Here is a 21,371-nt window from a genome sequence, read left to right as displayed (position 1 = left end):
CCGAGCCGGCCCGGTTGGCGATGTGCTTGCCGGTCGACCCGGCAAGCATCGCCGTCCCCTCGGGGGACCGACTGGGCAGACGCGCTTTCAGCGCCGCCTGACCAGGCGAGGGGCCTCCTGGTCTAGCTGGCCTTCATGGCGGCGCCGAGCTTGCCGATGGAGCTGACCGAATCGACGGCCGTGGACAGCAGGTCGGTGTTGACGTACTGCTTGATGGATTCCGTCAGCGTGCGGGCCGGCACGACCGGGATCTTGGTCAGGTCGCCCATGACGACGCGGGCCTTGTCGATGAACTCCTCGAAGGCCTTGTCGCGTGCCAGGGCGGAGTCGAGGAACTTCTGCGACTTGACCTGTTCCTCGGCGATCTTCTTGACCGTGGCGGCCTGCTTGGCAATGCCCTTGAGGTCGCCCACGGACTTGAGCTGGGTCAGCTTGGCGTCGGCCTCCTTGGCCTTGTTGCCGAGTTCGTCCAGCTTGCTGCGGGCTTCCTGGATCAGCACGCGGCGCTCGGTGCACAGGCGCGAGGCGTCGTCCAGGTGCTTGGGCATGCCGGCGCTCTTGCTGATGATGCTGCCCAGGTGCGTGAGCACGGCCTTGAGGTCGTTCTCCAGGTTGACCAGGGCGCGCTTCTCCAGGTCGTACTTGCCTTTGATGTCGGTGCCGACCTTGTAGAGGGCGTGCAGGCCGCCCATGCTGGCGAAGGCCACGCCCACGGCGGCGATCAGCGGTGTGGCTGCGCCCAGGGTCATGACACTCAGCGCGATGGCCGCGGCCGCGCCGCCGAGGATCAGCACGCCCTTGACGACGGCGCCCACGACGTGGCGCACCTTCTTCCACTTGATGTCGCTCTTGATCTTCTTCTTGGCGGCGTCCTCCGCCTCCTTCTCCAGCGTCGGCGCCCAGGCCAGGATCTGCTGCTGGGCCATGTTGTGCACGGCCGCGGCGATGTAGGTGGCGTAGTCCTTGAGCTGCTCGTCCAGGGCCTTCTTCAGGTCGACGGCCTTGTCGATCTCTTCCTTCAGCTTGAAGGGATCGGTGGCCGTGGTCGCTGCGTGGTACGACGCCCTGAGCTTGTCGATGTCCTTCTGCATGGACTGCAGGGGCACGGCGAAGGCGTCGATCTGCTTGCGGAACTTCTTGCGCATGGCGGCTTCGAAGTTCTTGACGATGTAGTCAAACTTGACCCGCTCATGCTCCTCGCTGCCCGAGCTTTCGACCTCGTAGGTCAGCTCCAGCTTGGGCGGCTTGAGGTCGGCCGTGCCTGGAATGTCCTCGGTGATGGTGATGGTCTTCTTGCCCATGGGGATTCCGGTTGCGGCTGTCCGTGCGTTGAATCTGTGTGACGCGGTGGCCGGGGAAGTTCCCGAGGGAACTCGCGGCGCCGCCGCGTCACTCAATGGGCCACGACGATCACCGAGGATCACGACGATGGCTCAAGTCAAACTGCCGGCAGCGCTCACCGCGGCCTCCTGGGACAAGCAGAAGTCCGCCCTGGCCAAGGCTGCCAAGGCGCCCGCCACCAAGCTCCCTGACGAGCTCAAGGAACTGGCCAAGCTCAATGGCGCCGTCGACTGGGACGAGTTCGACGCCGGCAACTACGACTCCGAAGGCGAGATCGCCGCGGTCACCGGCGAGCTGGACAAGGCGGTCGGCGGTCCCATCAAGGCCCTGCTGGCCCAGCTGCAGGCCGTCGAGAAATCGGCCACCAGCTTCGAGACCGAGGCCAAGAAGGACAAGGCCTTCCCGAAGGAGCCGCTGACGGCGGTGGCGGCCATCGTCAAGGCGGCCAAGGAGCACCGCGACGAGGTCAATGCGTCGGTGGAAGCCGCGAAGAAGGCGCTGAAGGCCAAGGGCGACAAGCTGGCCGCCGAGCAGAAGAAGGCCGGCACCGGCGGCCCGCCGCCCAAGCTGGTGGCCATGGCCAAGAGCCGCCTGCTGTCGACCATCGGCCTGATGGTCAAGCCCGGCGGCGCGCCCAAGACCGTGCGCTTCATGATCGTGCAGGGCAAGAAGACGACCGGCTTGGCCCTGGCCTATGCCGTCGGCCCGGCCCAGGAAAAGCTGCTCAAGGGCCTGCTGCCCGGCGAAGCCCCCTACAAGGTGCTGAAGGACCCCAAGGCCCAGGTGGTGTGGGAGAACAAGTCGCTCACCTTCGTCAGCGACAAGCTGTCGGGCACCATCCTGAAGAAGATCCAGCTCTGGTTGAAGAAGCAGTTCAAGCTCAACCTGAAGATGCGGGTGCGCAAGTCCAACGGCCAGGTCGAGGAAGGCGATGGCGGCGAGGACATCCCCGACGACCTGCTGAAGCAGGCCGCGAGCGCCGGCTCGGGCCTGACCACGGCCGAGGTCTCCAAGCGCCGCGCCGACATGGCGGACGACATCAAGAAGGGCCTGGCCGGTCCGGCCCAGGCGCAGATCAAGACGCTGTACGCCAGCATCACTGAGCTCATCAAGGCCGGCAAGGCGGATGAGGCCGACGAGGCCCTCGACGAGATGGAAGCGCTGCTGCATGCCGATGATGGCGGCGGCAACGACACGCTGGACGAGGAAACCGACGAGGCGGAGGGCGAGGAGACGAGCGCCAGCGGCGGCAAGCCCGTGCGGCATCCGGTGCAGGAAGAAGACGAGGCCAACGAGAGCGAGACGGAAGAGAAGCCGGGCGCGGCCTTCACCAAGCGCATGGCGGCCATGGGCGCGGCCATCAAGGCCGGCCTGGCCGGCCCGGAGAAGGCCCGCATCAAGCTGGGCCTGGAGAAGATCACCGAGCTGACCGGCAAGAGCAAGTTTGCCGACGCCGGCAAGGTGCTGGACGCCATCCAGGCCCTGCTGGGCAAGGACGGCGGCGCCGCGCCGACGACGACCAGCAACGGTGGCGGCCAGGGCGCTGCCCAGGCCCTGGACGAGTGGAAGACCCGCCGCGCCGCGGCCGTGACCTCGCTGAAGGCGGTGGCCACCCAGGTCGCCAGCGCCAAGCACGCCAGTTCGGCCAAGGCCATCATCGAGCTGCAGGCCGTCATCAAGAACCTGACCGAAGCGCCGTCCACGGTGCAGCAGGTCAAGGAGCTGGAGCGCTGGCTGAAGGACGACGACGTCGTCACCGACGTCTGCGAACTGGCCGAGGACATCCGCACGCCGCTGCTGGGTGCGCTGGGCAAGCTGCGCGACGCCATCGCCGCCTGATCGCTCGCAGCCCATGTCACGTCCCCCCGAGCATCTGGGAAGTTCATCCGACAGTACGCCCGTTCGCCGCAAGAGCAGCGTGGGCGAAGTGCTGCAGGCCATCAACAGCCAGACGGTCGAAGTCCCCAAGGCCAGCGAGTCCAGCAAGCCGCCGCCGCCCAAGGTCGACGCGGGCGCCGTGCTGCAGAAGCTGGCCCAACAGCTCAAAGGGCTCAGCGCCGACGCCGAAATGCTGCCCGACGAGGCCGAGGCCGTCGGCGAGCTGAAGCGGCGCCGTCAGGTGCTGTCCGACGAGCTCACGCCGGTGCTGGAATCGACGCCGCGCGACTTCGACCCCTGGCTGGTCAAGTTGCGCCAGCTCGAGAAGGACGTGGCCGACGAGCAGCTGAAGATCGACGGCCTGGCCACGACGAAAGCGAAAGGCTACGAGAAGCCTTTCAAGGACCAGCGCGCCAAGCAGGCCAAGGACATCGACCGCTTCGACCAGGCCGACTTCGGCTCGCCGCCGCCGGCCGACCTGAAGGCAGCCTGGGATATGTACAGCGCGGAAAGGCCGCGGCTGAAGCTGGCCGAGGAATCGGGCGACTATCTGCGCGCCATGTCCGCGCTGACCAAGGTCATCGAGGGCATCAAGGCCATCAACAATGCGCTGCCGCAGCTCGACGCCAAGCTGAAGAACGCGGAGAAGATTGCGCAGTCGGTCGACGCCTACAGGGGCGAGGCCTTCAAGAAGCCCGCGGAGAAGGTGAAGGCCGCCCTGGCCCGTGCCAACCAGGCCAACCAGGACGACGACTTCGCCACCGCCTACGAGGCCCTGGAAGCCATGGAGGCGGCGCGCGGCGAACTGCGCGAGGCCAGCGCCAACGCCTTGCTGGACGCGAAGACGCCCAAGGCCGAGGTGCTGAAGCAAGCCATGGCCTTTGTCGACAAGGACCCCGGCATGTTGAAGGCCCTGGTCGCCAAGAAGCCTGAAGGCGAGAAGCTGCTCGATGAACTGGTCGAGTCCCTGGGCGGCAAGGCTGGCGATGGCCAGAAGGCCTTCGTCAAGCAGGCCGTCATCGCCCGCTACGGCCTCGAGGAAGAAGGCCTGACGGGCATCCTGAGCACCAAGGCTCTGCCGCGTTTGTACAAGGTCATGGGCATGGTGCCGGCCAGCCATGCGCAGGACAACCACCTGCTGAAGAAGGTCGAACGCCGTCGCGAAGGCGATGCTTCTCAATACGAGCTGGGCCAGAAGAAGGTCGTCATCACCTGCAAGCGCACCGGCTGGAACGCCGACACCTCGAGCTTCGACCCCGACGCGGGCAAGAAGACCAAGGTGCCGGCCTTCGATGCCCACACCTTGCACGAGATCGGCCATGCCGTGGATGCCAAAGAGAACTTCATGGATGGGGCCAGGGGCAAGGAGACGCAGCACGGCGGCTGGGCGCAGGACCTCACGCCCGAGGGCATCGCCGCCACGCTGTACGCGGATACCAAGTTCAAGTTCGCCTCGAAGTGGGAGAAGGCCGGCTGCTCGCCAGCCTTCCTGAAAGGCTATCTCGCCGCCGCCTTGAAGGGCAACGCCGCCAAGGCCGCCGGTGCCGGCAAGATCAGCCGCGAGGATCTGCTCGCCGATGCCGCTCTCAAAGCTGCGGTGGAAGCCGCCACAGCGCTCAAGCAAAAGCCCAAGCCCACGACCCCCGCCGAGACCAAGAAGGTCGACGCCGCCAAGGCCAAGTTCGCCAAGGCGGCGGTCGGCAAGTCCAAGTCCAAGGACGCCGACGTGAAGAACCTGCTGCTGCAGGTGACCACCCTCATCCTGGACGGCAAGACGGCGGCCGATGCCGTCAAGGAAGCGCTTGCCGAGGCCAAGATCGATGCAGCCCCCGAGGGCCTGGACTGGGCTGCGCTGGCCAAGGACGATGCCGTGAAGTGGTGCGAGGCGGTGCGGCTCAAGGGCTCGTCCACCGGCCTGTGGGAGGGCGGTGCCAGCAGCGCGACGGCCCAGGCCCTGTCCGACAAGCGGGTCTATCAAGAGGCCTATCGGGGCAAATGGGTCAGCTATGACCTGGGCGCCCGCGGTGAGGGCATCAGCTCCTACCAGTTTCGCGCGCCGGGCGAGTGGTTCGCCGAGGCCTATTCCGCCTTCTTCCTGAAGAAGCTGAAGACCGGCCATCCGCTCTACACCTGGCTGCAGACGCAACTGCCCGCCGACCACCCGCTCAAAGCGAAGGCCGCCTGATCATGTCCCTGCTCCAGACCGAGGCAGTCACCTGCCCCCACTGCGGCGAGGTGTCGGACGTCGACGTGGTCTACAGCGTCTACGCCGACCGCCGCCCCGACCTGCGCCAGGCCGTCCTCGACGACAACCTGCAGCGCGAAACCTGCCCGCACTGTGGCGAAGGCTTCCGCATCGAGCCGGTGCTGACCTTCCTCGACATGAGCCGCAAGCTGTGGCTGCTGCTCCAGCCGGCCGAGAACCTGACGCTCTGGCCCGAGCTCGAGCAGTCGGCCCGCACCACCTTCGACATGGCCTACGGCCAGCGCGCCATGCCGGCCGCGCAAACCCTGGGCGCCGGCCTGCAGGCGCGCGTCACCTTTGGCTGGCCGGCGCTGCGCGAGAAGGTGCTGTGCACCGAGCACGATCTGGACGACGTCGTGCTCGAGCTGACCAAGCTGGCGCTGATCCGCAGCCAGCCGCAACTGCGCCTCTCCGACGACGTCGAGCTGCGCCTTACCGAGGTGGGCGACGAGCAGCTGGTGTTCTGCTGGGTCCATGCCACGTCGGAAGGGGTCGAGGACGAGCTGCTGGTGCCGCGGCAGGTCTACGACGACATCGCGGCCAACCAGAAACCCTGGGCGGCCCTGCGCGGCGAACTGACGGCCGGCCCCTTTGTCGATGTGCACCGCTTGCTCGTGCCGACGGCCGATTGATAGGAAAACAAAATGCCGAAAACAAGTCTGCGGGAAGTTCTGGAAGCCATCGGGTCCACGGGTCCGGGCATCACCAGCGAGAAAGACGCCGTTGCGCTGCTGGACCTGCATCTGGGCCTGGTGCAGGAATGCCAGCACACCGACGCGCTGGAACGCCTGGTCAAGGTTCGCGACGACGCCCGCAAGGCGCTGGCGACCACCTTCAAGGTGCGCGCCGAGAGCATGCTGGCGCGTTCGCATGCCGATCCGCTCGAGAAGGCCCTGGGACCGCTGGAGCGCCTGATTGACGGCCAGGCCACCGAGGAGAAAGGCCGCTTCGAGAAGCGCTGGGCCCAGCTCGGCGCGCGCGTCGAGAAGCTGGTGGGCGAGCTCGAGGCCAGCCGCTACATCGGTGTACAGGACGAGGGCTTCAAATCTGCCGCCAGCAGCCTGAGGAAAAACAACACGGAGTTGCAGGGCCTCAAGAAGGGCCCGGACTTCGAGAAGGCCAACGAGGTGCTGGATCTGGTCGAGCAGGACCTGAAGGCCTTCGACAAGGCTTTCTCGCCGGTCAATGACAAGGCCAGGAAGGACTACCTGGTGGCCAAGGCCGAGCTGAAGCCGGCCATGGAGAAGCTGGATGCCGCGTTGGCGGCGCACAAGTACGGCAACCCGATCCTGGACGTCTTCAAGCAGCCGGTCGAGTCGTACACGACGGCGCGCGACCGCATGCTGAAGAACGAGGAGGACGGCAACTACCTGTTCGCCAACGGCGTCGCCAAGGCCCTCAAGGCCGATATCCCGAAGCGCCAGGGGCAGATCCTGGCCGCGTTGACGGATGCTTTCCACAAGCGGCAGGGTCCTGCAAAGAAGCTGCTTGACGGCATCGGCGGCGGCGCGTTTTCGGGTGTCGATGCCAAGCCGCTGAAGACGGCCCTGGACCGTGCAGAGCAGGCCATGAAGCGCGTCGACTCCGACGACGAATGTGCCGCGGCAATGGCGACCTTCGATCCCATCGACGACGCCATCGTGGCGGTGCGCAAGGCGGCGGTGAAGGGCCTGGTCGAGGCGGGGACCAAGACGCCCAAGGCGGCGCGCGCCAAGGCCATGGCCATGCTCGAGCACGACCCGGAGGCCATGACGGCCCTGGGCGATGAGCCCGGCGGCGCCGAGCTGCTGGACGCCATGGTCAGCGACCTGGGCGGCAAGGCCAAAGGCGCCGAGAACAAGCGTTTCGTGCGCGCGGCCATCACGGCCCGCTTCGGCACCAGCCTGTCCAACAAGCCCGATGACAACACCACCAAATATCTGCCGCGCCTGTACAAGGCGCTGGGCATGGTGCCGGCGTCGCACACGCTGGACAACCCCATGCTCAAGAACATCAACCGCGAGCGCACCAAGCTGATGCCGCAGGGCGACTACACCGACGGCACGGGGAAGATCAATCTCGAGGTGCCGCGCACCGGCTTTGTCGATTCGCTGCTGAGCTTCGGCGTGCGCGTGCTGCCGGAGAAGCTGATCGGCAAGGTGACCCACGGCAAGGACATCTCGATCTTCGACGTGCTGACCTTGCACGAGGTCGGCCATTCGGTGGACGACAAGAAGCAGTTCATGGCCGGCAAGGCTGGCAACGTCACCTTCGGCGGCTGGCAGAAGCACACGGTCGACGAGATTGCCCAGGTGCTGGGCGACATGCTGGGCTTCTTCAAGGACTGCGCCGACCAGGGCCAGAAGTCCTTCCTGAAGGCCTATCTGAAGGCCGTGCTGCAGAAGAAGAAGCCGCAGGACGAAGGCGACGTCACCAAGGAGATCAAGGCTGGCGACAAGCCCGACTGGAAGAAGCTGGCCAAGCATGCCGCGGTGACGCATGCCGAGAACATCCGGCTGAAGAACAGCGACTCCGGTCTCTGGGACAAGGGAGATTCCGGCGCGTCGAAATGGGCCATCGGGAGCTCGGTCTTCCAGCAGTCCTACGACGGTGACGACAACTGGGTCAGCTATGCGCTGTCGGCGCGCTCGTCCAAGATCACCGACTACCAGTTCCGCGCCGATGGCGAGTGGTATGCCGAAGCCTATGCGGCCTTCTTCGTCAAGAAGCTCAAGGATAGCCACCCCCTGCACGCCCTGCTGACCAAAGACCAGCAATCCACCGAGGCGGCCAAGCGCGCCAAGCGTTGATCGGAGATCCCCATGTCACGTCTTTATTCCCAGAGCTTCTCCTGCGGCGGGTGTGGCGCCGCGCTGGAAATGGGCATCGTCGCCAGCATCAATGCCGACCGCCGTCCCGACCTGCGCCAGGCCGTCCTCGATGACAGCTACCAGCGCGGCCGCTGCGAGGCCTGCGGCAAGGACTTCCGCGTCCAGCCCGACCTGACCTATGTGGATGCCGGCCGCGGCCAGTGGATCCTCGTGCGGCCGGCCGAACGCCTGGCCGAATGGGCGCCGACCGAGGAACTGGCCCAGCAGGCCTTCGAGCGCGGCTATGGCGAGGAAGCGGCCGTCGATGCGCGCGAACTTGGCGCCGCCATGCAATCCCGCCTGGCGTTCGGCTGGGCGGCCTTCCGCGAGAAGCTGTTGTGCGCCGAGCACGGACTGGATGACGTGGCCCTGGAGCTGACCAAGCTGGCCGTCATGCGCGCCGTCGAGGACATGCCCCTGGGCGACGACATGGAGCTGCGCCTGACCGCGGCGACGACCGACGCGCTGGAGCTGACATGGGCCCTGTCGGGCGGCGACCTGGCGTTGGAGAGCATCGCCGTGCCGCGCAAGCTCTATGACGAGATCGCCAAGGACAAGGGCAAGGGCTGGGTCGAGGCGCGTGCGGAACTGAGCGGCGGCGCCTATGTCGACGTCAACCGCATCCTGGTGCCGGCCGAAGAAGAAGCCTGAGCGCACACCCACTCACGGAGCTGACCATGCCCAAGACCAAGCTGCGCGAGGTGCTGGAAGCCATCGCCGCGGCGTCCGAAGGCCTCACCGAGGACGAGGACGCTATTGCGCTGCTGGACATGCATCTGGGTTCGATCCAGGCCGCCCAGCACACCGATGAGCTGGCCCAGCTGATCAAGGTCCGCAACGAAGCCGAGAAGGCCCTCAAGTCGACGGCCGGTCTGGGCGGTACGAGCAAGGTCGTGCAGTCGCACCGGCAGCCGCTGGTGGATGCGTTGGAGCCGCTGAAGCGGCTCATCGTCACGCAGCAGAAGGAGCAGGCCGAGGAGGTCGAGGCGGCGCGCAAGAAGTCCGAGACCGAGCGCGGCCGCATCAAGCAGGCCATGGCCCAGCTGACGGCCAAGGACCCGGTCGACCTGAAGAAGCTGCGTGAGCTGGCCGCGCAGGAGCACAAGCGCGCGGCCGAGCTCGACGCCGTGCTAAAGCAGGCGGGCGCCCTGCAGCTGCCCATCACGCCATCGCCGGCCAAGGTCAGCTTCACCGACAACAAGTCGGCCAAGGAATGGACGGCCGCCGTTTGCGCCGCGGCCTTCAACCAATACACCTGGTTCGAGTTCAAGGACCTGCGCAAGTCCGGCCAGGAGGTCGAGCTGCCTGGCCTCGTGGAGCAGAAGACCGTCACCGACGACGTGATGTGGAAGCTCTACCAGTTCCGCCGCCATGTCGTCGACGGCCTGATCGCCCAGCTGCATGCGGCCTTCCCCAAGTCGGGTCTGATGTTCAAGAGCAGCGGCAGCGAGGACATCGAGTCCGACCTCGACATCACGGTCGCGTCCACGCCGCCGGGCGATGACGTCAAGGCCATGAGCCGCTTCAACACCGAGATCAAGCGCAAGTTCGGCCGCCCGCCGGGCCGGGTCTTCGACACCAACCTCTATGCCCGCGACTACCGCGCCATCGAGGACAACATGACCCAGGGCCGCGAAGCGACGCCCCAGGACCGCGACATCGACGAGCCCACCGGCCCCATGGCCAACATGAGCGGCATCGACCAGGACGTGGCCACGCTGATGAAGCAGCGCCGCTTTCTCGATGAGGCCAGCTTCACGGCGATGTGGCAGGAGTTGCGCGACAGCATGAAGACCAAGGAGGACCGCCAGCGCATCCAGCAGCGCTTCGAGGAGGCCGAGGCGGTCTATCTGCTGACGGCGCAGGAAAAGGTCGAGGCCATCGAGACGAAGATCGAGGCCGCGCGGGCTGCACTGCTGAAGAAGCGCCAGCCAACGGCCAACGAGGCGGCGAACTTCAAGGCCTTCGACGCGGCCAAGGAACGCTTCGAGCAGGCGCGCAAGGACCACGATCTGCACGAGATGCAGGCCCTGCTGCCCGAGTTCCTCGACCTGATGGAGGAGAAGTTCCCCGACGAGGTCATGGACGCCACCGACGACCAGTACGCCGAACGCATGACCCGGCTGCGCGAGGACCAGGCCCGCGTCGATGCCGCCGAGGCCGGCCACGCGCAGGAGGGGCCGGACTGCGCCCAGGTGCACGCGGGCAAGACCCATGCGGTCTGGGCCGCCGAGATCAATGCGCTGAAGGCGCGCATCAAGCAGGCCCAGTTCACCAACATCGTCTTCGCCAACGAGGCCTATATGAGCCAGGGCGCCATCACCCACATCGTGGCCGGCGCCCAGGCCTCGACGCCCGAGAAGAAGGCGGCGGTGCTCGGCAAGATCAAGCCCGCCGAGCTGCTGCAGTCCACCAACGAGCAGCTGGCCGACTTCTACAAGGACATGAAGCACATGGAGCATGCCGAGAAGGCCGCGGCGCCCGGCACCGAGCGCCGCCGTGCCACCGGCGAGGCCTTCGTGCATGCCTCCAAATACCTGTCGCGCATGCTCGATGGCGCGGCCATGCTGCAGGAAAAGTACAAGGATGACGCGGTGGCGACGAAGCTGCTGTCGGGCGAGCCCTTTGCGCTGTGCACGCGCGCCAAGGCCGCCTCGCCGCGCGATCTGCAAGCCAGGATCGACACGCAGCTGGTCAAGCTGCGCAAGTCATCCAGCATCCCGGGCGACGCCAAGGCCGAGCTGGCCGTGGACGACGTGAAGACGATGTTCAACGTCGGCAGCGTGGCCGAGCTGCGCACGCTGATCACGCAGTTCAGCATCGAGTTCAATCACCGCGTGCGCCACCTCGGCGAGTTCCAGGACGCGCAGCACGTCGACCTGGACACCGAGCGCCAGTATTTCCGGCCCGCGAGCTGAACGGCGCCGCCGGGCCGTGAGGCCGGGCGCCCGGGGTCTCAGCTGAGCTTGGCGACGGACTCGTCGAGCACGAGGCGGCCGCGTTCGACCTCGACTTCGTCCGTCGACCTCACCTCGTCGGTCTGCTGGCCCTTGTCGCCGCCGGCCTCCCAGTTCTTCTTCTCGAGCACGGCCTTGAAGACGGCCTTGCGTTGCTCGGCGGTGAGTTCGGACAGCTGCTTCTTCTTGTATTGCTTCCTGGCCAGGGCGGCCATCTCCTGTTCGACCTCGGCCTTGGGGATGCGGCGGCCCAGCAGTCCCGAGGCGTCCAGATCCACGAGCAGCGTGTACTCATCGATGACGTCCTGGACCTGCAGGCGCTGGGTCGATGACACGCCGGGAACGCCTTCCAGCGTCAGCTTCTTGTCACCCGCTTCCTCGCCTTCCCATTCGTCGACATAGATGCCGTGGCGATCGGCCAGGCGCACCGTGGCTTGCGAGGTGCGTGACATCGAGGTGACCACCCACAGCTTGTTCTTCAAGCCCTTGCCGGAATCGAAGCTGCGCTTGGGCGGCGGCACCAGCAGGGCCGTCGCCGATTTGCCGCCGAAGGTCCAGGCCTGTTCTTCGACCGGCTGATGCCGATACGGGCCGTCATCGGTGGAATAGCTCTTGAGGTTCTCGGAGAACAGCTCGGCCTGCACCTTCATGGCCGTCAGGGCCGTGGGTCCCTTGAGCTTGGCCTGGTGTTGTGCGGTGAAGGGCGCGGTGCCCCTGAACTGCGCGATGACCATCATCTGCCAGGCATGTGTGTTCTCGTGCAGGATGGTGTCCATCATCTCCTTGAAGTCACCGATCATGCGGTGCTCGGAATTGATGGTGATCTCGGCGGGGAAGCGAGGCGTGGTCTCGCCAAACTCGGTGGGCTTGAGCTTCTTCAGCTTCACCGTGACCGGCGGCTGGGGGAACTTGGGCGGCGGGTTGTCGGGATCGAGGCCGGCCAGCTTCATCAGCTCCTTGAACTGCTGCTCGGCGATCTTCTGGCAGACGGCCTGCAGCCTGGAGATGTCCTTGGCCTTGGGCTGCTTGGGATCCTTGCCCGCCCAGGCGGCCCAGTGCTTCTCGTTCTCGGCCCATTCCTGTTTGGCCTTGATGCTCTCGGGCGTGGCGTCTTTGCCGTCGTTGCCGCGCAGCATCTTGATCACGTCCTTGAGCACCTTCTGCTCGGCCTTGACGAAGTCCTCGTCGAGTGCCGGATTGCCGAAGACGGCCGCGCGGGCGTCCAGGTTGTCGTCGGAGTCGGGCGGCATCTTCTTGACCAGCGCCAACTGCTGCTTGGCGGTCAGGATCTCCAGCAGGCCCTCGGCCTTCAGGTCTTCCACCACCTGCCGGGCCTGGTCATCGTCGCCTGCACCGCCGATGTCGTTGTCGATGGCTTCGCGGCGCTTGTCCAGCAGGGCCTTCATCAGGCGGGCGCAGTTGGCGAGCTCGACATTGGCCTCGCGGAACTTGCCGCCGTCCTGCAGCTTGACGACGCGTTGGCGGGAAGCGTCATAGGCCTGGCGTTCGGCCTTCCAGTCGGTGTCGCCACCGCTGCCGTCGTCCTCGGGCAGCGTGTCGGCCACCTGGATCTGCGGTGTCATGCGCTTGAGGCTGGCGAAATACTTTCGCACCTCGTCGTCATGCGCCCGCAGCGAGGGAGCCGTCGCCGCGATCTTCTGGCGCAACACGCCGACGGCCTCAGTGGCCGACTTCGCAGCCTTGTCGCGCGCATCACCCTTGGCCGCCTTTGCGAACGCGTCCAGCCGGGTCTCCACCCGACCGCGTGCTTCGTCCACCGCCCGGACGGCCGCGCGGATGACTGACGACTGGTACTCCGGCGGGTAATTCACGACGTCGTCCACGCGCAGCTTCAGGCGATCGTAGAGGACGGCCGGATCGGCCGCCGTCACCTCCAGCCGGCGCTCGATGGCTTCGATGGCGTCATGCATCGGCTTGGCGAGCTTGCGTGCCTGCTCGATCTTGGCCGCCGTCAGATCGCCGTCCATGGCCTTCAGCGCCAGGCCACGCAGGGTTTCGACCTCCTTCATCTCCTGGGGCGTGGCCTCCTCGGGCAGATCGGCATTGATCTCGCCACGCAAAATGTCGGCGGCCCGGTCAAGCCCGAGGTCTTCGCGCATCTGTGCTCGGGCGCATACGGCGCTGAGCTGATCGACCTCGTCGGCCGCTTCGTCCAGCTTCATCGCATCGATGTCCTCGGCGATGCTCAGGCGCAGCATGCGTGCGTGCTCGCGCTCCTCATCCGTCATGCCTGGCGCATCGACGTAGAGGGCCGCGTCTTCCTTGACGGCAATGCTGGCCTCGATGTCTTCGCGATAGGAGTCCAGCAGACGGCGCGCTTCGTCGTAGTGCTTGGCGATGGCCTGGTCGTTGATCTCGTCACGTCGGTCCACCAGGGCGCCGCCCAACGACACGCCCGCCGCAGTGCCGCGGCGATACAGCGTGACCGCTTCGCCGCCGATGCTCAGGGCATCGGAATCGACGGTCGAGGGCCTCGCCTTCTTTTTCTTGAAGGGATTGAGGCTTTCCAGTACTTCGCGGAGGGCGGTCTTGGGCATCGTTCTTCCTGCAGGCAGTCTGACCTGCTGAGTGAACGAATGGCCCCGCTTGGTTCCACTCGCGTGACGCGCACCAGCGCGTCAGGGTTGTTCAGCCCAGGGACTTCAGCAGGGCTTCCAGATCCGGGTCCATGGCGTCGTCATCGCCGCTTGCGGCCGCCGCGGCGGGCTCGGCGGCGGCCGGCGTGTCGTCATTGAGGCTGGCGAGCAGGGCGTCGAGATCGTCCAGGTCCGAGGTGTCGGCCGCTGCAGGCGCTGGCGCGGGCGCGCTGTCGCCACCGCCGGCCAGGTCGGCCAGCAGGGCGTCCAGGTCGGCGCTGTCGTCGGACGTGCTGGCGGCCGGTGCGGCTTCTTCCTCGGGCGCCGGTTTCTTGGCTGCAGCTTTCGGCGCGGCCTTGGGCGCGGCGGCCTTGCGTTCCTCGGGCTCGGCCAGCTTGCTGCGCACCGACATCTCCACACCCATGCGGGCGCCGGGCTTGGCCGCGACGGCGGCCGGCGGCGTGAAGGTGCCGGCGACGGTGTCGGGGCCGGTCAGCTGCACCAGCGGCTCGCCCTTGTGGGCCATCAGGGCCTTGAGGCCATAACGAGCCATCTCGGTGGCGACGCCGGTCGAGATGAAGCGCTCGGTGCAGGGCAGGGCGGTGCTGTCGCCGTCGGCATCGACGAAGTGATGGAAGGGCAGGTCGTCCACATTGGGCTTGCCGCCCTGGCCGGCCAGCACCGTCAGTGCCAGCAGGGCCGGGTGGCCCCACAGCAGGGCGCCCAGGCCGTCGGCCATCGTGAACTCTTCGAAGGCGAAGGACGAGATCGGGTCGCTGCGCTTGCCGTAAGGGTGGCGCAGCAGGAAGCGCGGACCCAGCAGGCCCAGGCGCTTGGCCTCGGGCAGGCCGCGCAGGGCCGCGAAGGCGTCGACGACGAGCTGGTGCGGCGGGTTGCGCGGGTTGCTCAGGTCATCCACCGCCATCGAGGTGAAGAAGGTGGCGCCCGCGGCGTTGGCGATCTTGGCCATGCGGCCCAGCAGCTCGGTGTGGGGCGGCGTGGCCTCGAACTGGTAGAGGCCGGCGACATAGGTGTAGCCGCCGTCCTTGGTCTCGGCCTGCTTGCTGACCAGCAGCTGGTAGAGGCCGCTGTCGGTCAGGTCATCGCTGGCGCTGAGGTCGGCCGCGAACTCCTCGGCGCTGATGTCGATCAGGTGCACCTGCAGCATCGGCCCGGTCTCCAGACGGCGCAGCAGGAAGTCCACGCCGCGCCACAGCGATTCGGTGGTCTGGAAGTCGGGCTGGTGCAGCACAGCGCGCATGCCATCGGCAATCGACTCGTCGAGCACCTTGAGCAGGCCGACCTTCTCGGGCTTGGCCGCCGGCACGACAAAGGGCCCGATGACATTGCGCAGCAGGGCGTCGATATTGCCGCCGCTTTCGGGCGCGCTGGTGCGGCCGGTCAGGCGGGCGAAGTCGCTCAGCTTGGCGCCCGCCGACGGTGCAGAACCCCGCGAGCGCGCGCCGTGGGCGGTGCGCGAGGCCTTGCGGGCCGCACCGCCGCCCATCTTGGCAACCTCGGCCGCGGCCTTGTCGAAAGTGGCCGTGTTGTTGAGGCGCTTGCGCAGGTCGTTGAGCTTCTTGAACAGCTCCAGCTCGCGAAACAGGGTGTCGGGGTGGAAGGACTCCAGGTCGGCCAGCGGGATCTCGACCGGCGCGCCATCGGCGCCCACGGGCAGGTTCAGCGTGATGTTCTGCTGACCCAGCCAGTCTTCCAGCGAATCGAATTCCACCGAGCGCGGCTTGCGGCGGGCCAGGTCGGCGCCGCTGTCCAGGCGGCCGGCCGCGGCGCCGGCACCGAAGTCACCCAGCAGGGCGATGCGGATGGGGCGCTTGGGGCCCCAAGCGGGGGCGGCGGCCGACAGTTGGCCGTAGTTGGGTTTCCAGTCGCTCATGGCGTCCTCAGTTCGGTCTAAACAGGGCGGCGAAGGCCGCGCCTTGGGGCAGGGCGGGCTGCACGGTCGGGCCGGCGCCGGCATGCAGCCACAGCGAGCAGCCTTGCAGGCCATCCCAGGCAGCCTGGCTCAGCAAGGCGGCGAGGGCCGGGGGCAAGGCCGTTTCGGCCATGACGGTCGGTGGTGGTGCGTCAGCCAGCGCGGCATCCAGGGCTTCCGCCGTCCAGTCCTCGTGCAGGGCGTTGACCGCGATGTCTTCGATCTGGCCGGCCCATTGCCACAGCGCGGCCACCTGGGCGCCGTCGGTCGGGCGCTGCAGCGGCGGGCTGATGACGACGAGGGGAAAGTAGCGGCCCACGCGATCCACCGAGGGGATCATCACGCCGACACGCAGGCCCTCGCCCGAGCCGTCGGGCAAGGACCCGGGCAGCAGGGCGAAGCGCCAGGCAGGGCTGGCCAGGTAGTCGTTCAGCCAGGTGTCGGGCGCGATCTCGCGCAGCTGATGCAGGCCGGCGGCAAGCCAGTTGTCCCACTGGGCGATCCACTCGGGCGTCAGCCGCCGCGAGGCGAAATCTCCCAATGCAGGCAGCTTTCCATACCAACCGGCAATCGCGTTCACAGCGCCCCCGGGCAGCGGAACTGCTGCAGCTCGCGCAGACGGAAGGGGTTGAAGACGCTGCTGGCTGTCACTTCCAGGCGGGCGCGGTGGCCGTCCAGGTTCATGACGACGATGAAGCGCTCGGGCTGCTGCGGCGAGCCCTGCACCTCGAAGCGGTCGAAGAGGCGGAACAGCGCCCAGGGGCCGTCGAAGGTGACCGGCGCACCGCCGCCCGGCAGGGCGCTGAGCTTGATCTGCGAGGACAGGCGCGCGCCCGGCCATTGCAGGCTGACGGCCTGGTTGCTGCCGGCGGTGAACTTGGTGACCTGGCCGTCGATGTCCAGGTTCAGCTCCTTCAGGCCGTCGGCCAGTTCCAGCACGCGCACGTCGACGCGGAAGGCCGGGGCCTTGCCGCCGCCGCGGAAGAAGACCTCGCGCACGCGGGCCGCGCGCTGGAAGTCGGCGAGTGCCGCCGGCGACACGGGCTTGGTGCCGTCACCCGTCGGCCGGAAGCTCCAGGGGTTGGTGCCGACGTCGACCAGGGGCGCCAGCTTGCGCGTGAAGAAGTCGTCCATCATGCCGCCGGGGGCGAAGAACTGGCCGAAGTCCTCGGGCAGCACGTCGACCTTGGAGCCCTGGGCGACCGGATAGCGGCCGGCAATGGCTCGCGAGCAGAACTCGCTGACGGGCTGCAGTTCGCCGGTCAGGCTCTGGCGCTCGACCAGGCGGCTCTGGTTGTCGGCCGCGTCGGCCAGGGTCTCCAGCGCGCCGCGCAGCGGCTCGGGCTGCTGGCCGGCCGCGGCCTTGAGCTTGCCGCCGCCGCCACCCGCGGGCGGCGGCGACTTGCTCTTCAAGGCTTCCTGCACGGCGCTGAGCTGCACATAGACCTCGTTGAACATCTTCATCACATCGTCCAGCGGCGCCGGCGTGCCGGTGACGAGGCGGCGCAGCGCGGCGAAGTGGTCGTCGACGATCTTCTCCAGCGGGCCGTCCGACGAGATGGCCGTCGGCGCCTTGGCCTGGTTGCCGGCCAGGCGGGCCAGCTCGCCGCCCTTGGCGAAGATGGCGTCGTCGGCGCGCTTGTTCAGTTCCTTGTTGATGGAGTTGTCGTTCGTGACCGGGTCGATCAGCGTCGTCTCCCTGGACGCGGCGCGCAGGAAGGCGGCCAGTGGCGAGTCCACCGCCGACAGCAGGCGCGACACCGCGATGCCGCGGTCCAGGCCATTGAGCTTCACCAGGCGCACGTCGGCGAGGTAGTTGTCCCAGACCTTGACGTACTCCTCCAGGTAGAGGCGGCGCACGCGGTTGACCAGGGTCTTGTCCTCGGCCAGGCGCTTGGCCGTGGCGGGGTTGGTCCCCAGCACCCAGGCTTCTTCTTCGGCGAGCTGCTTGGCGGTCTTGTCCACCGAGGTCTGGAAGGCCTTCTTGTAGCCGTCCTTGGTGAACATGCCCGGGATGCCCTGGGTCAGCGGCGCGCCGCTGGCACGCATGAAGACGTTAGGGCTCTGCGGGCCGGCCGAGGCCGCCACCGTGAAGGGCGGCAGGTCGCCGTCGATCTGGGCGCGGCGCAGGCGGCTGAAGATGCGGTATTCGAGCGGGTAGGCGCCCAGCATCTCGCGCACGCTGGCCACCAGCGTCTTGTCCATGGGCTGGGCCACCTCGAAGCCGCCGCGCGACAGCAGGGCGTCGAGATGGTTCTTCAGCAGGGCCACCTTCTCGGCGCCGAGGCTGCCTTCGAGGTTGGCGTCCCAGTCCAGGCCGATCCAGGCCTGCAGGCCGGGCTTGTCCAGATGCTCGGGCGTGTAGAGCATCAGATAGGCCTTCAGCGACTCGTAGGCGAACTCGAGGTTGTCGCGGTTGGCCGTGCGCAGCCTCTCCTCCAGGCGCGCTGCGATGCGCGGCGCCAGGGCGCGCTGCAGCAGGCGGTGGTAGGAGACCTGGGCGCCGGCGTCGAGCTTGTCACCCTGGAAGAGGCCGAAGCCCAGGGACAGCGGCGGGCTGTCGAGCGCGAAGCCGGGCGGTTGGGCCGCATCGCGGATGGCGGCCAGGGCTTCGGGCAAGGCCGAGGGGTCGCTGCCGCTGGTGGGCGGCAGGGCCGTGACCGTGTCCCTCAGTGCCGGCAGCTTGGCTTCGATGTCGTTGATGTAGCGCTTGTTGCCGAAGTAGCTGAAGCCCCAGCCGACCAGCAGGGTCAGCGTGATGACGCCAACCGTCGCCAGGCCGGCCAGGCGCAGGCGCGCACTGCGGCGCTCGACCTGGGCGTTCTGGCCTACCAGACCCTGCTCGATGAAGATGACCTTGCGCAGCAGGTGGTTCAGGAAATAGCTCTTGCCCTTGGCCGCGGCGGGCGGCGTCAGGCGGCGCTCGACGCCGAAGGTGCGGGCCAGGGCGCCCAGCACACGGTCGATGGGCGTGCCTTCCTGGGTGCCACTGGTGAAGTAGACGCCGCGCAGCCGCGGCGCTTCGTCCAGCGCACCACCGCCGCCGAACACCGTTTCCAGATAGCCGCCCAGCAGGCCCTTCAAGCCGCCGAACTGCTGCGGGAAGGCGAAGATGGTGGCGCGCTTGAGAGTGTCGCTCTCGGCCTCCATGCGCTCGATGAGGCGTTCGCGCAGGCGCTTCTCCAGCGACGCGAACTCGCCGCCGAAGTTGGACATGATCTCCTCGCCCGGCTGCGTTGACAGCGGGAAGGTGAAGCCGAAGACCTGGTCGCGCTCCTCCTTGCCCATGGGGCCGAAGGTCTCGTTGAAGCCGGCCAGCAGGTCGCACTTGGTGACCATCACATAGACCGGCACCTTCACGCCCAGGCGCTGCTGCAGCTCCTGCATGCGGCCGCGCATGCGCGAGGCCTGTTCCTTGCGCTGGTCGGGCGGCAGGGCCAGCAGGTCCTGCACGCTGATGGTCAGCAGCACGCCGTTGATGGGGCGGCGCGGGCGGGCCTTGCGCAAGAGGCCCAGGAAAGTGTCCCAGGCCGCGGCATCGGTGTCCTTGTCGGAATCCTGCGTCGCGTAGCGGCCGGCGGTGTCGATGAGGACGGCCTCGTCGCTGAACCACCATTCGCAGTTGCGCGTGCCGCCCACGCCGCGCACGCTGGCCTGGCCGAGCTTCTCGGTCAGCGGAAAGTTCAGCCCGGCGTTCAGCAGGGCCGTGGTCTTGCCCGAGCCGGGCGCGCCGACGAAGACATACCAGGGCAGGTCGTACAGCGAGTTGCCGCTGAACAGCCCCTTCTTGGCGCCGGGCGCCTTCTTCAGCAGGTCCAGGGCCTGGGTGAAGCGCTCCTGCAGCACGCCCTCTTCCTTGGCGGCGGCCGAAGGACCGGCATTCATGCCCTTGACCAGGGCGGCGTTGATGCGGCGGCGGCGCATCTGCGACCACACCAGGCGCAGGCCACCCAGCAGCCAGACGACGGCCAGCGCAATCCAGCGCGCGAGGCTGGTGTCCAGCGGCCGGTGCTCGCCGAAGGCGATCAGCGGGCCGACCCACCAGACCAGGGCCGACAGCACGAGGAGGACGAACACGCCGAGCGTGATCGGGTGGAACAGGAAGGAAAGGATCTTCTTCATGATCAGCGACCGTCCTGGACCATCAGCGTGACTTCGACGCGGCGGTTTTTCGCGCGGCCGGCGGGGGTGGCGTTGTCGGCCACGGCTTCGGCGTCCGCGCGGCCTTCGGCGCGCAGGCGGGCGATGTCGACTCGCTCGGCCAGCAGGTTGCGGAAGGCCTCGGCGCGCGACTGCGACAGATGCCAGTTGGACGGGAAGCGCAGCGAGCGTATGGGCTGGTTGTCGGTGTGGCCGGTGATCTGCACGGGGCCCTTCATGCGCTGCAGGGCCTCGCCGATGCGCAGCACCAGCGGGCGCAACTCGGACGACACCTCGGCGCTGCCGGGGCCGAACAGGCCGTCGCCCTTGATGATGACGACGGAGCGGTCGGCCAGGTCGTTGACCTGGATCAGGCCGGCCTTGATGTCGTTGTCGAGCAGCCCGGCCAGGCGCGGCGCGGCCGGCGGTGGTGCGGGGGCGGCGACGGCGGCCGTCTTGACGTCATAGCCGCGCAGGGCCGCAAAGACGTCGTCGGACGAACCATTGATGCTGAAGCGCAGGCCGATATAGACCAGCAGCAGCACCAGGGCCATGGCGGCCGCGATGGCCCAGACCGGCAGCTTCTGGCGCAGGCGGGTCTCGCCGGGCTCGGCGCCCTGCCAGCGTGGCGACAGGGCAGGGTCGGGATTGCTGCCCTGGCGCAGCATCTGTGCGAGGCGGGCGCGCACGCCGTCGAGCTGGGCACGGCCGTTGTCGACGACGCGGTAGCGGCCCTCGAAACCGAAGGCCAGGCAGACGTAGAGCAGCTCCAGCAGATTGCGGTTGGCCGGCACGTTCTCGGCCAGCTTGGCCATCAGCGCGAAGACCTTCTCGCCGCCCCAGGACTCGTTGTGGAACTGCACCAGCAGGCTTTGCGCGGCCCAGGCGCCGGAGCCGCCCCAGGGCGTGCTGGCGGCGGACTCATCGAGCAGGGTGCACAGGATGTAGCGACCGGCGATGACCTGCTCGTTGGGCAGGCCCTCGGCCCGGGCCTTGGCTTCGAAGGTGCGGATGCCTTCGGCCAGGGCCTCCTTCAGGCCAGCGGGGTTGGGATGCTGGGCGCTGTGGCGCACGCGCGGTGCGGCCGACAGCAGCGGCATGGCGGCGGCCACCAGCGGGTTCATGCTGGCCGTCGTCAGCGCCTCCAGGGCCATGGGGGCTTCCTTGCCCATGGGGCCCGCGGGGATGCCGGCGGGCTGCTGGCCGCCCATCGGGCCTGCGGGGCGTGCCGGTGGCTGGGGCGCTGTCACCGCGGCCCGGCCTGCGCTGGGCTTGATGACGGTGCGGTCCTGCCCGAAGGCGGCAAAGGGGTCGTCGTTGTTGGGATCGCTCATGGCGTCAGCCGTTCAGGCCCGGTTCAAAACTAGCCACAGAGGCACAGAGGCACAGAGAAGAAGGCAGCAGGGCTTTGGAATTCCTCTGTGTCTCTGT

The 21,371-nt window shown here is 67.7% G+C and carries 12 protein-coding genes; 6 read left to right on the top strand and 6 right to left on the bottom strand.

Annotated features, from left to right (window positions below):
* Positions 1-122 precede the first annotated feature (122 nt).
* Entirely contained in the window at positions 123-1,301 is a 1,179-nt protein-coding gene (locus ACS5PN_RS28230) for a hypothetical protein (RefSeq protein ID WP_439467371.1), read from the bottom strand.
* A 127-nt stretch (positions 1,302-1,428) separates the two neighbouring features.
* Here ACS5PN_RS28230 and ACS5PN_RS28225 point away from each other — a divergent pair, with 127 nt between their 5' ends.
* The 6 genes from ACS5PN_RS28225 to ACS5PN_RS28200 are packed head-to-tail and all read left to right on the top strand — an operon-like array spanning position 1,429 to position 11,231.
* Positions 1,429-3,180 (top strand): hypothetical protein, encoded by a 1,752-nt coding sequence (locus ACS5PN_RS28225; RefSeq protein WP_439467370.1) that lies wholly within the window; start codon positions 1,429-1,431, stop codon positions 3,178-3,180.
* 13 nt (positions 3,181-3,193) lie between these two features.
* Entirely contained in the window at positions 3,194-5,404 is a 2,211-nt protein-coding gene (locus tag ACS5PN_RS28220) for a hypothetical protein (protein WP_439467369.1), read from the top strand.
* Between the two features lie 2 nt (positions 5,405-5,406).
* Positions 5,407-6,096: a CpXC domain-containing protein gene (locus tag ACS5PN_RS28215; RefSeq protein ID WP_439467368.1), complete on the top strand. Its 690-nt coding sequence runs from the start codon at positions 5,407-5,409 to the stop codon at positions 6,094-6,096.
* 12 nt (positions 6,097-6,108) lie between these two features.
* Positions 6,109-8,253 (top strand): hypothetical protein, encoded by a 2,145-nt coding sequence (locus tag ACS5PN_RS28210; RefSeq protein WP_439467367.1) that lies wholly within the window; start codon positions 6,109-6,111, stop codon positions 8,251-8,253.
* Between the two features lie 12 nt (positions 8,254-8,265).
* Positions 8,266-8,964, top strand: a complete 699-nt coding sequence (locus ACS5PN_RS28205) for a CpXC domain-containing protein (protein ID WP_439467366.1) — start codon at positions 8,266-8,268, stop codon at positions 8,962-8,964.
* Positions 8,965-8,990: 26 nt separating this feature from the next.
* Complete coding sequence (locus tag ACS5PN_RS28200) at positions 8,991-11,231, top strand: hypothetical protein (protein WP_439467365.1); 2,241 nt, start codon at positions 8,991-8,993, stop codon at positions 11,229-11,231.
* Positions 11,232-11,269: 38 nt separating this feature from the next.
* Here the strand turns inward: ACS5PN_RS28200 and ACS5PN_RS28195 are convergent, their stop codons facing one another.
* The 5 genes from ACS5PN_RS28195 to ACS5PN_RS28175 all read right to left on the bottom strand — a co-directional run bounded on the left by ACS5PN_RS28195 (position 11,270) and on the right by ACS5PN_RS28175 (position 21,274).
* On the bottom strand, positions 11,270-13,828 hold the full coding sequence (locus tag ACS5PN_RS28195; protein ID WP_439467364.1) for a hypothetical protein: 2,559 nt from the start codon (positions 13,826-13,828) through the stop codon (positions 11,270-11,272).
* A gap of 91 nt (positions 13,829-13,919) precedes the next feature.
* Positions 13,920-15,761 carry a type VI secretion system contractile sheath domain-containing protein gene (locus tag ACS5PN_RS28190; protein ID WP_439467363.1) on the bottom strand — a complete coding sequence of 614 codons (1,842 nt, stop codon included), beginning with the start codon at positions 15,759-15,761 and terminating at the stop codon, positions 13,920-13,922.
* Between the two features lie 7 nt (positions 15,762-15,768).
* Positions 15,769-16,380 (bottom strand): type VI secretion system-associated protein TagF, encoded by a 612-nt coding sequence (tagF, locus tag ACS5PN_RS28185; protein WP_439467362.1) that lies wholly within the window; start codon positions 16,378-16,380, stop codon positions 15,769-15,771.
* On the bottom strand, positions 16,377-19,922 hold the full coding sequence (tssM, locus tag ACS5PN_RS28180; RefSeq protein ID WP_439467361.1) for a type VI secretion system membrane subunit TssM: 3,546 nt from the start codon (positions 19,920-19,922) through the stop codon (positions 16,377-16,379). Before tssM ends, tagF begins: the two co-directional genes overlap by 4 nt.
* 2 nt (positions 19,923-19,924) lie before the next feature.
* A complete protein-coding gene (locus ACS5PN_RS28175) occupies positions 19,925-21,274 on the bottom strand; it encodes a DotU family type VI secretion system protein (RefSeq protein ID WP_439467360.1) in 1,350 nt (449 codons plus the stop codon).
* Positions 21,275-21,371: the final 97 nt, after the last annotated feature.

It is taken from the genome of Roseateles sp. NT4 (genome assembly GCF_051857475.1).
Lineage (GTDB): Bacteria > Pseudomonadota > Gammaproteobacteria > Burkholderiales > Burkholderiaceae_C > Pelomonas.
The sequence above is the reverse complement of the archived record's forward strand: the minus strand, read 5'-3'. Positions and strand labels throughout refer to the sequence as shown.

What these genes read in the sequence shown, in the direction of transcription:
- tssM (WP_439467361.1), bottom strand. Translation starts at nt 19,922, where the DNA reads ATGAAGAAGATCCTTTCCTTCCTGTTCCACCCGATCACGCTCGGCGTG.
- ACS5PN_RS28220 (WP_439467369.1), top strand. Translation starts at nt 3,194, where the DNA reads ATGTCACGTCCCCCCGAGCATCTGGGAAGTTCATCCGACAGTACGCCC.
- ACS5PN_RS28190 (WP_439467363.1), bottom strand. Translation starts at nt 15,761, where the DNA reads ATGAGCGACTGGAAACCCAACTACGGCCAACTGTCGGCCGCCGCCCCC.
- ACS5PN_RS28205 (WP_439467366.1), top strand. Translation starts at nt 8,266, where the DNA reads ATGTCACGTCTTTATTCCCAGAGCTTCTCCTGCGGCGGGTGTGGCGCC.
- ACS5PN_RS28210 (WP_439467367.1), top strand. Translation starts at nt 6,109, where the DNA reads ATGCCGAAAACAAGTCTGCGGGAAGTTCTGGAAGCCATCGGGTCCACG.
- ACS5PN_RS28230 (WP_439467371.1), bottom strand. Translation starts at nt 1,301, where the DNA reads ATGGGCAAGAAGACCATCACCATCACCGAGGACATTCCAGGCACGGCC.
- ACS5PN_RS28200 (WP_439467365.1), top strand. Translation starts at nt 8,991, where the DNA reads ATGCCCAAGACCAAGCTGCGCGAGGTGCTGGAAGCCATCGCCGCGGCG.
- ACS5PN_RS28215 (WP_439467368.1), top strand. Translation starts at nt 5,407, where the DNA reads ATGTCCCTGCTCCAGACCGAGGCAGTCACCTGCCCCCACTGCGGCGAG.
- ACS5PN_RS28175 (WP_439467360.1), bottom strand. Translation starts at nt 21,274, where the DNA reads ATGAGCGATCCCAACAACGACGACCCCTTTGCCGCCTTCGGGCAGGAC.
- ACS5PN_RS28195 (WP_439467364.1), bottom strand. Translation starts at nt 13,828, where the DNA reads ATGCCCAAGACCGCCCTCCGCGAAGTACTGGAAAGCCTCAATCCCTTC.
- ACS5PN_RS28225 (WP_439467370.1), top strand. Translation starts at nt 1,429, where the DNA reads ATGGCTCAAGTCAAACTGCCGGCAGCGCTCACCGCGGCCTCCTGGGAC.